Below are 13,257 nucleotides of genomic sequence, written 5' to 3'. Positions count from 1 at the left end.
GTTATTCCTGTATCTGTTTAAGCTTCATATTCTTTGAGTGTTTTGGTGAATTCAGACAAAACGCTCATTTTTTCTAAAGCTTGTCCGCCATAAATAATATCATGGGCTAAAGCAACACCCTGTTTATAGTCATTGGTTAGACCAGAAACGTAAATCCCTGCGCCAGCATTGAGCGCCAGCATATTTGCTGCTTTCTCACCAAGGGCTGATTTCTTTTTACCTAAAGCATCTTTAATTAAAGCTAGGCTTTCAGCAGAACCATCGACAATTAAACCGGTTAATGTTTGGGATTCAATATCAACTTCTTCTGGTGTAATCATCCATTCCGTGATTTCACCATTTTTAAGTTCGGCAACATAGGTTGGCGATGCAAGACTGATTTCATCTAGTCCATCTTTAGAATGAACCACCATGACATGTTCAGCACCGAGTTGTTTCATGACTTCAGCAATCGGGCGACAAAGTTCATTCGAGAACACACCAATCACAAAGCGTTTTACTCCAGCCGGATTCGTAAGCGGGCCAAGTAAATTGAAAATACTGCGAATACCTAATTCACGACGAGGGCCAACGGCATATTTCATGGCTTTATGATGGTTCGGTGCAAATAAGAAACCAACCCCCATTTCACGGATACAGCGTTCAGTTTGCTGCATATTTAAATCAAGATTAATACCCGCCTTTTCTAATAGGTCAGATGAACCTGATTTAGTCGATACACCGCGATTACCATGCTTGGCAATGGTTGCACCAGCCGCTGCAATTACAAAACTAGATGCTGTTGAGACATTAAATAGGTTTTGACCATCGCCACCTGTACCCACAATATCAACTAAATATGGAATATCGCTGACATCAATTTTAATGGCAAATTCACGCATAATACGGGCAGCAGCGGTAATTTCATCAATACTTTCGCCTTTAAGACGTAAGCCCATCATTAGTGCGCCAATTTGTGCATCCGTTGCTTCACCTGACATGATTGCTCGCATCACATCTTCCATTTGTGGCTGAGTCAGGTGAATTTGCTTGGTAATATTATTTAAAGCTTGTTGAATATTCATTGTGTTCACTATGCATAAATTTCTAAGAAGTTTTGGAAGATTTGATGACCATGTTGGCTCAAAATTGATTCAGGATGAAACTGCACGCCTTCTACAGGCAATGTCTTATGCTTTACACCCATGATTTCTTCCATTGCGCCATTGGCTTCATTGGTCCAGCAGGTGACTTCTAAACATTCTGGCAAAGTCGCTTGATCAATCACCAAGGAGTGATAGCGCGTTGCAGAAAATGGAGAAGGCAGATTGCTAAAAATACCTTTGTTACTGTGATACATGTCAGACAAACGACCGTGCATAACGGTTTTTGCGCGAACAATGTCACCGCCAAAAGCTTGACCAATCGCTTGATGACCTAAACACACACCCAGTAATGGAATTTTCCCTGCAAAATGCTGAATAGCAGGAATAGAAATACCCGCTTCAGAAGGGGAACAAGGACCAGGACCAATCACGAGGTACTTTGGTTGCCATCGCTCAATATCTTCCAAGGTCACGGCATCATTACGGACGACTTTTACTTCCTGATTTAACTCGCCAAAATATTGCACGATGTTGTAGGTAAAAGAGTCATAGTTGTCGATCATTAAAAGCATGAGCTAACCTGTTGAAATTTACGCACGTGTATGTGCTCGAATAGTCCAAGAATACTCACATTGTGCTTATTTTTTTAGAGCTGACCTAATATAAATGAGGGGCTTTAAAATAAGTAAAAAATGGAGTGTGAATAATCATAGCAAAAAATAAGCATTTTCGGCTGAACTATTTCCATGATAATGATTTTAGAGGGATCTCAGCAGAGGAATAAGCTGATTTATTTGCATGTTATGCTGCATCAGTTTTAATTATTTAGATTGCTAAAACCTAAAATAAGCTTAAATAATATAAGGGTTTTATTCAGGTTTAAAAGGCAGTTTAGAATAAAATATTTTTAACTTTAAGTAATAGACTAACTATAAGTAAGGTTTTATATTGGAATTTAAATGGTTGAAGATTGGCTTTATCAGTGTACATTTATCAGATGGAATGAGGGTTAGAACTCTTGTCACCAAAATAGCGCATAGAGTTTGAATTATTTGGTCGAGTGAAATATTTGCATATTTAATGTAAAAGCATAAAATAGCACCACAATAACCCGCTAATAATTTGATCAAAGTAAATTTATTTTTATTAATTTATATTGAATGGCTGAAATATTCAGCAATTAAATCATTAACATGGCATAAAAATAAATTTTAAAAATTGATTTTGAAATAAAGAGGCTACTTTAAAGTTAAATAGTTCGAAAAAAGGATCTTTTACACGGTTTAAAAATAAATTTGCACCATTTTGATACAATGAGAGAAACTTTTTAATCAAAAGTAATGAAGAGTGTTTGAATATGGTGCATTTACATTTTCACACAGTATAATAGCTTCAAATCAAAGTGGTTAAATCTTCTATTCTGATAAAGAATTCAATATTTTATCTTTGTTTTTAAAAGTTGGTATGAGAATTGCTTAATAGATACCAACTACTAACACGCACTTAGCAGGTGCAACAAAAAATCATCGGAGCAAAATGAGCATGGCGAACAAGGTCCTTCAACTCATCCAAGAAAGTGGCGCAAAATGGGTCGATTTTCGCTTTACTGATACTAAGGGTAAAGAGCAGCACGTAACTTACCCAGCAGATACGATTGACGAAGATACATTTGAAGACGGTAAAATGTTTGACGGTTCTTCAATTACAGGTTGGAAAGGCATTGAAGCTTCGGACATGATTTTACGTCCAGATGCTGAAACATGTTTCCTTGACCCGTTCTTTGCTGAAGCGACAGTTGTTGTAACTTGTGATGTAATCGAGCCATCTACTGGTCAAGGTTATGAACGTGATCCACGCTCAATCGCTCGCCGTGCAGAAGAATACTTAAAATCAACAGGTATTGGTGATACTGCATTCTTCGGTCCTGAACCAGAATTCTTCGTATTTGACGAAGTTAAATGGGAAATCGATATGTCTGGCGCTCGCCATACATTAATCGCAGAAGAAGCTGCTTGGTCAACAAACAAAGACTACGAAGGCGGTAACTCTGGTCACCGTCCACGTGTTAAAGGCGGTTACTTCCCAGTTCCACCAGTAGATTCTTCACATGATATGCGTGCAGAAATGTGTGCAAAAATCGAAGACATCATGGGCCCTGGTCGTGTAGAAGTACATCACCATGAAGTTGCATCTTGCCAATTAGAAATTGGTGTGAGCTTCAACACGATGGTTCGTAAAGCTGACGAAGTACAACAGTTTAAATATGCTGTTTGGAACGTTGCACATCAATATGCTAAAACTGCTACGTTTATGCCTAAACCAATGGTTGGCGATAATGGTTCTGGTATGCATGTTCATATGTCGATCTCTAAAGATGGCAAGAACTTGTTTGCTGGTGATGAATATGCAGGCCTTTCAGAAATGGCGTTGTACTTCATTGGTGGTGTGATTAAGCATGCTCGCTCGCTAAATGCAATTACCAATCCATCTACTAACTCGTACAAGCGTTTAGTGCCACATTACGAAGCGCCAATTATGCTTGCATATTCGGCTCGTAACCGTTCAGCGTCTATTCGTATTCCTTACGTTTCTAGCCCTAAAGGCAAACGTATTGAGGCGCGTTTCCCAGATCCAATGATGAACCCGTACTTAGGTTTTGCGGCATTGTTGATGGCTGGTCTAGATGGCATTCAAAATAAAATCCATCCGGGTGAAGCTGCTGATAAAAACTTGTATGATCTTCCTCCTGAAGAAGAAGCGAAAATCCCTACAGTTGCACACAGCTTAGATATGGCACTTGAAGCGCTTGAAGCTGACCATGATTACCTATTAAAAGGTGGTGTGTTCACTAAAGATATGCTTAATGCGTATATCGAAGTTAAAACTGAAGAAGTTCGTCGTTTGAACACGACAACTCACCCAGTTGAATTTGATATGTACTACAGCTTGTAATTCGTACGCGAATTTAAGCAAAAAGAAACCCGCTCATGTAGCGGGTTTTTTTGTATCATTGCTTTTGAATTAGAAAATTTTATGAAAACTTATGGCACAACGTAAAAAAGAAACCAGCTTTTATCCTTGGGTTGATGTTAAAGATCATGGTAAAGGTTTTAAAATGAATTTTTCCACGGTCATTTACTTGGAGCTTGGGCGTACAACTGAAGGGTATAAGCAGGCTGAATTCATTGGTTTGAAAAATCCAGCATTGGCTTTAGATTATGCTTATCCTGAACATTTTTTTCTAAGTTCTGATGGTTTGATTTTACACAAAACGGCCAGTGGTAAATTTGAAGTGATTGCAAAAACGGATAAGTGCTGATGCTTTGGTATTTTGTCGCTCTAGGTAAATGCAACAGGGTGTATTTAGGCGAAGCCGTGACAAAAGCATGAATCAATTCAGTTACAGTAAATGAGATTCAAAAAAATCATCTTCAAAGAGTAGTGGGTATATGCGAAATAAGCAGGCATGTAACGTACAGAAGGCGCAACTTTCTCCTGAATTAAAAACATGGTTATATGCATCAGGTTCGTTAACACAACAGCTTACAGATTTAGCGGATGGTGAGTTTAGGGTTAAACCTATTAAAGAACATTTTAAACGTCTTAATTTTAGCGATGCACAATGGATGCAAATGCCACATTGGCATACGTCATGGGTACGTGAAAGCTATCTGTATGGCTCTGAAGCGCAGCCTTGGGTCAAAGCAAAAAGTATCTTTCCTATTTTAAGTCTGCAAGCAAAAGCACGGATATTTCAGCATATTGGTAAAAAGCCCATAGGATGGTTCCTATTTCAACGCACTAATCCGCAGTGTCAACGTCGTGTCATTCTGCTTGAAGATGGTTGGACGCGGCAAAGTTGCTATACTTGGCATGGTTGTAAATTTATTGTTCAAGAAACTTTTTTGTCTGCATTTGAGCAATTTATTCAGCAAAATATTAAACAGTAACGTAAGTTAAGGATAGTCATGGACATTGCGCAACAAACTACATGGCGTGAGCGTTTAGCAGCATATTATTATTTATGTCGTTTTGATAAGCCGATTGGAACGGAATTGGTTTTTTGGCCAACCATGTGGGCATTATGGATTGCGGCAGAAGGGATTCCAAATCTCACCATATTGATTGCGATGGTATTGGGTACTATCTTCATGCGCGCTGCTGGTTGTGCTATTAATGATTTTGCTGATCGTAAAGTAGATGGGCAAGTAGAAAGAACTAAAAATCGTCCATTGGCGACAGGGGTTATTTCAGCTAAAGAGGCTGTCTGGGTATTTATAGCATTAATTGCAGCAAGTGCTTGTACCTTATTTTTTCTACCTATCGCAACATTTTATTGTGCTCTGGGTGGCTTATTACTTGCATTTATTTACCCATTTATGAAGCGTTATACGCATTTGCCACAGGTGGTATTGGGTATGGCCTTTTCTTGGGGAATTCCGATGTCATTTACGGCCATGGGCAAGCCCCTAGATTTAACCTGTTGGTTACTCTATTTTGGTAATTTGGCGTGGACTGTGGCTTATGACACTCAATATGCTATTACTGACCGTGAATATGATTTAAAAATTGGTGTGAAATCTACAGCGATTTTATTTGGTCGATATGACATTGAAATTATTTCAATGTTACAAGCGGTGAGTGTGTTATTGATTGGTTGTGCATTGTATTTAGAAAATTTATTATTTCCTTATGGGTTAATTGCCTTATTTGTGGCTATTGCTGATTTTATCTACCAATGGATAAAAACCAATGACCGAGATCCACAACGTTGTTTTTGGGCATTCCGTCATAACCGTTGGATTGGTGTAATTATTTTTTTAGGTATATTCGTTTCATTTCTATAAATTTTAATCTTTGGTAAAAAGCATCCTAGTCAGATGCTTTTTTTTATTTCTTTTATATTTTTGAAATTGTCTTAGCGTTAGAGCATCTTGCGAATTAAAATGAGCAATTCATCAATCAATTTTCTTAATATTTGTAACTATTCACAGAATAAAAATTATTAAATAAAAATATTTTAATTTAATAACTTAGCTTCAATATAGTCTTATGTGTTGAATTGTGTTTTTATTACATGGCTCTCAAGGAGAGAGCATAAAACTAACAAAAATAGGATGTTGAAATGAAGTATGTACTTAAACGATCATTATTGGCCATCAGTTGTTCTGCAATTTTCTTTTTAACAGCGTGTAATGATGGTGGTGATGATTACGTTGGAGTAACACCAACTCAGACGTTTATTTCTGAAAAAAATTACGTATTTGATAAAAGTTTGCAAGAAGCGGCATCTATCAAAGTTATGACTTATAACATGGTGAATGTACAAGGTAAGACCGCAAAAGCAACTGCGATGGTCTTATTTCCTATTATTGCACAACCGAAAGATGGTTATCGAGTTGTAGTATGGGAGCATGGAACACTAGGTGTTGCAGATGGTTGTGCGCCAACAAATAATATTTTAGGTACTAATTTTAAAGATCCTTTAGCCAAAAGTCTTTTAGCTGCTGGTTATGTCATTATTGCGCCTGATTATGAGGGGATGGGTGCATCTGGTATTCATCCGTATTTACATCTTGAAAGTGAAGCTAAATCTGCAATATCCGCAGTTAAGGCAGCACAAGATCATTATGGTAATACTTTGAATAAACAATGGATGTCTGCTGGTCAATCACAAGGTGGGCAAGCATCATTAGGAACAGCACAATATGCGAATACAGACTTAAACTATAAAGGTGCAGTAGCAGGGGCACCAGCATCAAGTTTGGATAAAATTATATTTGATATTGCACCGCCTGCTTTGTTAGCTGTTGAAAATCAAGAGCTGAAAGCTGGTGCGACACTGGCTGAACGCGAACAGGGTTCAATTGGAGCCTATGCAACGCTATTAAGCTATGCTGCATTTGCTGCTGTCGGGATTAAAGCTTCTGACCCTCGTTTTGATTATCGCGAAATTTTTAACGATGTACGTTCACAAAATATTGCGGCACTGGCAGAAGGAACAACAGGTGACAATGGTTTGTGTTTAAGTAGTTCTGATCCAACTAACCATCCTGAAGATAGTTTACGCTACCGCTTTACCAAAGACATTGTGGCATTCCTGACGGAGAATCCAACTAAGGGTTTATTAGATTATCCTGGTTTGAATAAGGATAAGTTCTATGCAAGTACTTCAATACAAAAATTTTTAAAGGATAGTCAGCCTGCGACAGTGAAAATTGATAAACCAATTTTGATTATTCAGGGCACTGCGGATATGAGTGTTCCATATCCTGTGACTGAAGCAATGTATAAAGCGATGTTAGCGCAAGGGACAAACGTGAAATTTTTACCTGTTGTTGATGCAACACATACTCAAGCGATTGTTAAAAAGAACCCAGAGTTGGTGGCATTTATTCAGCAATATATGCCAGCAAAATAAATATGAATTAAAAAAGGAGCTTCGGCTCCTTTTTCAATGAATATCTTTTTGAAGTTGGCGAACAGTGGGGATACTGGTGTATCTGATTACGGTGTAGCCAGCTTCTTGTAGCATTGCATCACGTTTTGCATCTTCATTTTCTTTGCCCACATGACTTGGATCATCTAATTCGATAATACACACCACATCAAGATGGTGGTTTAAGATGACAAAATCAGTTACTTTCCGATTAAATTTATTTCGTGTTGCCATGTAGTTACTGGTCATTAATGCACTAAAGGCGACCTGTGCTAAAACATGATGCTCTGGGCAAGCTTTTTTTAAGCGTTCAAACATTTTAATTTCAAAATTACTAATGACAGGCTTAGCGTAATATTCTTTTTTAGTACTGCTAATTTGAGTGTCACGTTTAAATTTAATTTTTTCAAGATTGATGATGATGAGTATGGCAAGGCTTGCGATACACCCAATAATTAAAAATGTAATTTGGCTTAAATTAACCACAATATTTGTCTTTCAATGAGATAAGAAAAAACCCACTCAAAAGAGTGGGTTTTTAGAATTTTGGCTCTCCAACCTGGGCTCGAACCAGGGACCTGCGGATTAACAGTCCGTCGCTCTACCGACTGAGCTATTGGAGAATCTGAAACGGATTCTATTGACCTAAAGTGCTTTGGTCAAGTTAGTTTTGATAAAAAAAGCTAAATGTTGATTTAACTGCTTTTTTTATCATCATTCTGGTCAAATTTGGTGCTTTTGATGCTTATGTTTTGATAAGTTGAGCGCGTGGATATTATTTATTGAATAGCTCATAAATACGGATATAAAAAAGCCCACTTCATTATGAGTGGGCTTTTTAGAATCTGGCTCTTCCACCTGGGCTCGAACCAGGGACCTGCGGATTAACAGTCCGTCGCTCTACCAACTGAGCTATGGAAGAATAGATGGCTCTCCAACCTGGGCTCGAACCAGGGACCTGCGGATTAACAGTCCGTCGCTCTACCGACTGAGCTATTGGAGAATCTGATGCGCATTTTAGGGATGAAAGTCTGGCTCGTCAACATGTAAAGATAAAGAAGTGAATCATTTGCCTTATAATTATGCAGAAATGTCTTAAAAATAAAAAAACCACCCATAATGGGTGGTTTTTTATGCAAAAATAATAAATTATTTTTCTACGCCAGCAGCTTGACCCGCATATTTAGCATTTGCATAATCCCAGTTTACTAGGCTATCAAGGAAAGTTTTGATATAAACAGGACGTGCATTACGGAAATCGATGTAGTAAGCATGTTCCCAAACGTCAATTGTGAGTACTGCAACTTGACCGTGAGCAAGTGGAGTGTCTGCATTTGATGTTTTAAGGATAGAAAGGTTGCCATTTACTTTATCAGCAACTAACCAAGCCCAACCTGAACCGAATTGAGTTGTTGCAGCCGCAGCAAATTCTTCAGCAAATTTTTCAAAAGAACCGAAAGCTTCATCAATTTTAGCAGCCAAAGCGCCAGTTGCTTTACCACCACCATTTTTAGCCATACAGTTCCAGTAGAATGTATGGTTCCAAACTTGAGCCGAGTTATTGAATACACCCGCTTTAGTTGCATCACCAGCAGTCGCTGTAATGATTTCTTCTAAAGTTTTACCTTCAAGGTCAGTACCTTTGATCAGGTTATTCAAGTTCACAACGTAAGTGTTGTGATGTTTGTCGTGATGGTATTCTAAAGTTTCTTTGCTGATGTGTGGAGCAAGATCTTCATAACCGTATGGAAGTGCCGGTAAAGTAATCGTTGTCATGTTTTCAATTCCTTGCATTTTGCTGGGTTTTGACATTAAGTGGCTTTATTGTAATAGATTCTTAGGGAAAATTGCGCATTGCTTATAAATAACAATACAGAATAAAGCCTGAATTTATATGTATAAAGAAAAATGCCAAACACAAGCGATTTTAAAATTAAATCGGATTGTTTAATTCGAAATAACTATACTCAATATTGAACTGTTCTGAAATAGCTTTAGCGAGGCGCTGAACACCATAACGCTCAGTTGCATGATGACCGCAGGCGTAGTAATTCACGTTTAATTCGCGTGCTTCATAATAAGTACGCTCGCTGACTTCCCCAGAAATATAGGCATCACAGTCACGTTCAGCCGCTTTGCTGATAAAGTCTTGTGCAGCGCCAGTACAATATGCCACTTTTTGGATGCTGATTTTTTCGGCAGGTAAGTGGATGGTGTTAAAACCTAAACGATCAGTACAATACTGTTTAAATGCTGCCGCAGACATAGGTTGGTTTAAGTAACCAATATTACCAATCGGGTAGCGTTCATTGGAATCTAGCGGTTCGATATCGCGTAAACCTAAAATTTCCGCGAGGGCTGCATTATTGCCAAGGCTTGGGTGCGAATCGAGCGGTAAATGGTAGCCTACAAGGGAGATATCATGCTGAATGAGGCTCTTAATACGTTTACCACGCATTCCTGTGATAGGGTAGGGTTCACCTTTCCAAAAATAACCATGATGCACTAGGAGTAGGTCAGCACCTTGTTCAATCGCTGCATCAATGGCATCTTGTGATGCAGTGACCGCACACAAAATTTTATTTACCTCTAGTTTCCCTTCAATTTGTAAACCATTTGGTGCATAGTCTTTAAATTCATGTGATTTCAGGGTTTGATTGCACCACTGAATAATTTCATTAAGTTTTGCCATAAATTTCTCAAAAGTCTAAATATTTAACATCAACAACACATATTTTAAATTGTAACTAAAGCATGACAAAACTCTTGTACTATTTTATGTTTCTTGATGTATTTCATCTTACAATGATTCATAAATTACTTAGTCATCAACGAATTAAAATATTTATTAGAGGAAATTAAAGTGCGTCGCACATTTTCATGGTTACCTTGGGTTTTACTCATTCTAGTGACTCTCGGTTTTCTTTCATGGCAACAATATCAGAAACCTAAAGCGCCTATTGCCGCTGATGGTGTAAAAATGCCAGCAGAGAAAGTGGAGTCTTTGGTCAATACGACCAAAACGGGTGGGGTTGATTCTTATAGTGCTGCTGTCAAAGTTGCAGCTCCGGCAGTAGTGAATATTTTTACCACACAAAAAGTAAACAAAGCCGAACATCCTTTATTAAATGATCCTGCTTTTCGTGAATTTTTTGGTGATCAAATTCCAGATCAACTGGGTCAAGAACAAAATGAAAACAGTTTAGGTTCAGGTGTTATTGTTCGTTCTGATGGCTATATTTTGACTAATAATCATGTGATTGCGCAAGCAGATCAGATTGTGGTGGCGTTAAATGATGGTCGTCGTGCACTTGCAAAAATTATTGGTACTGATCCAGATTCTGATCTTGCCGTAATTAAAATTGAATTAGATAAGCTGCCTGTTTTGCCTTTTAAGTTGAGTGGTAATGAGGTTGGAGACGTTGTCCTTGCGATTGGTAACCCATTTGGTGTTGGGCAAACAGTAACGCAAGGGATTATCTCTGCAACCAATCGTTCAGATTTGGGGATTAATACCTATGAAGACTTTATTCAAACAGATGCTGCAATTAATCCGGGTAACTCTGGTGGTGCATTGACTGATGTTGCAGGTAATTTGATTGGGGTAAATACGGCCATATTTTCTCAATCAGGTGGTTCATTGGGTATCGGCTTCGCAATTCCTGCTAAGGTTTGTCAGCAAGTATTGAATTCAATTTTAAAAGATGGTCGTGTGGTTCGGGGTTGGTTAGGGATCAGCCTGATGCCTGTACAACAAGAAAATTTTCTTGAACCTAAGCAAGCAGGTGTTGTGGTGGCAGATGTACTGCCTAAAGGGCCAGCGGCAAATGCAGGAATTAAAAAAGGCGATAAGATTATTCAGGTTAATGGTGAGCCGATTACTTCAGCTTCTCACCTGATTAACTATGTGGCTTTACAGGCTCCAAATAGCAGTATCAAAATTGCTGTTATTCGAGATGAAAAACCATTAATGCTTGATGTGATTGTGGCTGAGCGTAAAGCGCAGAATAATAGTTCACAGTATATTCCTTTACCGAAGCGTTAAAAAAAATCTGATTTTTATTTAGATAATTTGACTAGAAAAAGCGCATTTCGATGCGCTTTTTTATTTTTTAGATTCTTAGATGAGGTGCAATAGAGATTTATTTTCTATCTATTTGCACGATCATTTTTAAGTATTGATAATAAGACAATGGTAAATGTGGGAATTTATCTTAAGAGTGATTATTTAGATTTGGCCGAATTCATGGCTGTTATTAAGGTGATTTGAAGTGCTGTAATCCACGTTCATTTTTATTCTGGTTGCGATGCTTATTGGTCTTTGGATTCTGCAAAATACAAACCTAAACCAATAATCAAAATCAGTGTGGTTTGAGTGAAAAATGCGTGATTAAAGCCACCAAATTTTTGTTGTGCATACCCTGCAATAACTAGAAAGCCTGTTAAATACAGCAGGCGATAGAGCGAATTGCCAAAGCAGTATAAAACGCTCGCCAAGGATAAGAGTAGGCATCCGAACACCATGTAATTGATGTCCCAAACAGCGGTATGTATTGTAAAAAGTAAGCTGCTGAGCAAGCCAATGGTTAATGCTCTACCGCTCTCAAAACCTTGATTGAAATGAAACAGCAAAAAGCCTAACACAGGAAGAAATATCAAGGCATATTTAAACCAGTGTATATATTTGCTGCCTAACATGATGCTGGTCTGTTGTAAAGGTGATAGGATTTTCACTAATGCTTAATCTTAACCAGTTGATGCTTAGGCCCTCAGGAATATTGGCTTTCACTATAAATTTTAACGATGGTGTATTGTGGGGAATACTGTAGCTTTCTTCAAAATCATGTCCGTAAAATAACCAAGATTGATTGGCTTTTAGGCTTTGATATTCTGTTTGTTGATTGGTTGAGACATTAAAGAAATATCCCTGATTATTTAGATTGGTTTTACGGCAAGGTGCTGACTTGCCTTGTAGCTCACAGATTGGCAGTACTGTAATTTCAAGATCTTTGCAGTTGTGTTGTTGCCCTGCAAAATCAACGTGCAGGTAAAAGCGACCCGTAGTGTTGTTGAAAGGGACTGCTGGACTTATCCAATGTTTTTCTGTTGATATCTGCTCAAGTGCGGGAAGGTTGTTATTCGGCTGAAATTTATTATCCTGAATTTGATCAGTGGGAATGAGCAATTGTTGAGTGCTGGGAATGGCTTGATTGGTTTGACTATCGTAGAGCTGTGGTGCGGCATTGGTTAGTTTTTCAAGCTGAGTTTTTGGTGAGCAGCTCACTAAGTAAATGACAAAGGGAATACTTAAAAATAGAAGTACGAAAGTGGCGAGTTTAGCGCGTAGCAATGCGGCTTGATTGGATTTTAAATCTGTTTTAATCAGCATTTTTTATTTTTAAGAGAATGATTTGGCGCAGTATATTTAAAATATAGGCATAAAAAAAGCCCAATTCAAAATGATTGGGCTTTTTAATATTTGGCTCTCCAACCTGGGCTCGAACCAGGGACCTGCGGATTAACAGTCCGTCGCTCTACCGACTGAGCTATTGGAGAATCTGAGTGCGATTATAAGGGGATTTTTCAGAGGGTCAAGCTAAAGTTGTCACCTTTCCTTCATTTTTGCACTGTATGCTTTTTATTTAGACAAATAAATCAAAATAGTTAAAAAAACTTGCACAGCCAAAAATGAGTTGCTAGATTAAATCCATAACAGAGCGTTTGAATGAACAT

13 protein-coding genes and 4 tRNA genes are annotated in these 13,257 nt (G+C 38.1%); 6 read left to right on the top strand and 11 right to left on the bottom strand.

The window, feature by feature from the left end; genetic code table 11:
- Positions 1-17: 17 nt before the first annotated feature.
- Complete coding sequence (gene trpD / locus B9T30_RS01995; RefSeq protein ID WP_086183548.1) at positions 18-1,064, bottom strand: anthranilate phosphoribosyltransferase; 1,047 nt, start codon at positions 1,062-1,064, stop codon at positions 18-20.
- A gap of 8 nt (positions 1,065-1,072) precedes the next feature.
- On the bottom strand, positions 1,073-1,657 hold the full coding sequence (locus B9T30_RS01990) for an anthranilate synthase component II (RefSeq protein WP_086183547.1): 585 nt from the start codon (positions 1,655-1,657) through the stop codon (positions 1,073-1,075).
- 964 nt (positions 1,658-2,621) lie between these two features.
- Here B9T30_RS01990 and glnA point away from each other — a divergent pair.
- From glnA to B9T30_RS01965, 5 genes are all read left to right on the top strand, one after another.
- Complete coding sequence (gene glnA, locus B9T30_RS01985) at positions 2,622-4,037, top strand: type I glutamate--ammonia ligase (protein WP_171065353.1); 1,416 nt, start codon at positions 2,622-2,624, stop codon at positions 4,035-4,037.
- A 91-nt stretch (positions 4,038-4,128) separates the two neighbouring features.
- Complete coding sequence (locus B9T30_RS01980) at positions 4,129-4,404, top strand: hypothetical protein (RefSeq protein ID WP_086183546.1); 276 nt, start codon at positions 4,129-4,131, stop codon at positions 4,402-4,404.
- Positions 4,405-4,534: 130 nt separating this feature from the next.
- On the top strand, positions 4,535-5,035 hold the full coding sequence (locus B9T30_RS01975; protein ID WP_086183545.1) for a chorismate--pyruvate lyase family protein: 501 nt from the start codon (positions 4,535-4,537) through the stop codon (positions 5,033-5,035).
- Between the two features lie 18 nt (positions 5,036-5,053).
- Entirely contained in the window at positions 5,054-5,932 is an 879-nt protein-coding gene (ubiA, locus tag B9T30_RS01970) for a 4-hydroxybenzoate octaprenyltransferase (protein WP_086183544.1), read from the top strand.
- Positions 5,933-6,210: 278 nt separating this feature from the next.
- The gene (locus B9T30_RS01965; RefSeq protein WP_086183543.1) at positions 6,211-7,506 is read left to right on the top strand and encodes a prolyl oligopeptidase family serine peptidase; all 1,296 of its coding nucleotides are present in this window, start codon (positions 6,211-6,213) and stop codon (positions 7,504-7,506) included.
- Positions 7,507-7,539: 33 nt separating this feature from the next.
- Here the strand turns inward: B9T30_RS01965 and B9T30_RS01960 are convergent, their stop codons facing one another.
- From B9T30_RS01960 to B9T30_RS01935, 6 genes are all read right to left on the bottom strand, one after another.
- The gene (locus B9T30_RS01960) at positions 7,540-7,926 is read right to left on the bottom strand and encodes a DUF2726 domain-containing protein (protein WP_413772549.1); all 387 of its coding nucleotides are present in this window, start codon (positions 7,924-7,926) and stop codon (positions 7,540-7,542) included.
- Positions 7,927-8,071: 145 nt separating this feature from the next.
- Positions 8,072-8,147: transfer RNA gene (locus B9T30_RS01955), tRNA-Asn, on the bottom strand.
- A 223-nt stretch (positions 8,148-8,370) separates the two neighbouring features.
- Positions 8,371-8,446, bottom strand: a tRNA-Asn gene (locus B9T30_RS01950).
- Positions 8,447-8,451: 5 nt separating this feature from the next.
- Positions 8,452-8,527, bottom strand: a tRNA-Asn gene (locus B9T30_RS01945).
- 146 nt (positions 8,528-8,673) lie between these two features.
- On the bottom strand, positions 8,674-9,300 hold the full coding sequence (locus B9T30_RS01940) for a superoxide dismutase (RefSeq protein ID WP_004651484.1): 627 nt from the start codon (positions 9,298-9,300) through the stop codon (positions 8,674-8,676).
- A 157-nt stretch (positions 9,301-9,457) separates the two neighbouring features.
- The gene (locus tag B9T30_RS01935) at positions 9,458-10,216 is read right to left on the bottom strand and encodes a Nif3-like dinuclear metal center hexameric protein (protein ID WP_086183541.1); all 759 of its coding nucleotides are present in this window, start codon (positions 10,214-10,216) and stop codon (positions 9,458-9,460) included.
- A 171-nt stretch (positions 10,217-10,387) separates the two neighbouring features.
- On the opposite strand from B9T30_RS01935, the gene B9T30_RS01930 reads away from it, so the two are divergent.
- Positions 10,388-11,569 carry a trypsin-like peptidase domain-containing protein gene (locus B9T30_RS01930; protein WP_086183540.1) on the top strand — a complete coding sequence of 394 codons (1,182 nt, stop codon included), beginning with the start codon at positions 10,388-10,390 and terminating at the stop codon, positions 11,567-11,569.
- 266 nt (positions 11,570-11,835) lie between these two features.
- Here B9T30_RS01930 and B9T30_RS01925 read toward each other — a convergent pair whose 3' ends face one another.
- The 3 genes from B9T30_RS01925 to B9T30_RS01915 form a co-directional block, all read right to left on the bottom strand.
- A complete protein-coding gene (locus tag B9T30_RS01925) occupies positions 11,836-12,168 on the bottom strand; it encodes a hypothetical protein (protein WP_171264099.1) in 333 nt (110 codons plus the stop codon).
- 22 nt (positions 12,169-12,190) lie between these two features.
- Entirely contained in the window at positions 12,191-12,913 is a 723-nt protein-coding gene (locus B9T30_RS01920; RefSeq protein ID WP_086183538.1) for a hypothetical protein, read from the bottom strand.
- 91 nt (positions 12,914-13,004) lie between these two features.
- Positions 13,005-13,080, bottom strand: a tRNA-Asn gene (locus B9T30_RS01915).
- Between the last annotated feature and the right edge of the window lie 177 nt (positions 13,081-13,257).

This window comes from Acinetobacter sp. ANC 4973 (assembly GCF_002135275.1).
GTDB classification, from domain to species: domain Bacteria; phylum Pseudomonadota; class Gammaproteobacteria; order Pseudomonadales; family Moraxellaceae; genus Acinetobacter; species Acinetobacter kyonggiensis.
The sequence above is the reverse complement of the archived record's forward strand: the minus strand, read 5'-3'. Positions and strand labels throughout refer to the sequence as shown.

Coding starts and splice junctions, on each gene's coding strand:
- B9T30_RS01990 (WP_086183547.1), bottom strand. CDS start 1,657: ATGCTTTTAATGATCGACAACTATGACTCTTTTACCTACAACATCGTG.
- glnA (WP_171065353.1), top strand. CDS start 2,622: ATGAGCATGGCGAACAAGGTCCTTCAACTCATCCAAGAAAGTGGCGCA.
- trpD (WP_086183548.1), bottom strand. CDS start 1,064: ATGAATATTCAACAAGCTTTAAATAATATTACCAAGCAAATTCACCTG.
- B9T30_RS01965 (WP_086183543.1), top strand. CDS start 6,211: ATGAAGTATGTACTTAAACGATCATTATTGGCCATCAGTTGTTCTGCA.
- B9T30_RS01975 (WP_086183545.1), top strand. CDS start 4,535: ATGCGAAATAAGCAGGCATGTAACGTACAGAAGGCGCAACTTTCTCCT.
- ubiA (WP_086183544.1), top strand. CDS start 5,054: ATGGACATTGCGCAACAAACTACATGGCGTGAGCGTTTAGCAGCATAT.
- B9T30_RS01940 (WP_004651484.1), bottom strand. CDS start 9,300: ATGACAACGATTACTTTACCGGCACTTCCATACGGTTATGAAGATCTT.
- B9T30_RS01980 (WP_086183546.1), top strand. CDS start 4,129: ATGGCACAACGTAAAAAAGAAACCAGCTTTTATCCTTGGGTTGATGTT.
- B9T30_RS01920 (WP_086183538.1), bottom strand. CDS start 12,913: ATGCTGATTAAAACAGATTTAAAATCCAATCAAGCCGCATTGCTACGC.
- B9T30_RS01935 (WP_086183541.1), bottom strand. CDS start 10,216: ATGGCAAAACTTAATGAAATTATTCAGTGGTGCAATCAAACCCTGAAA.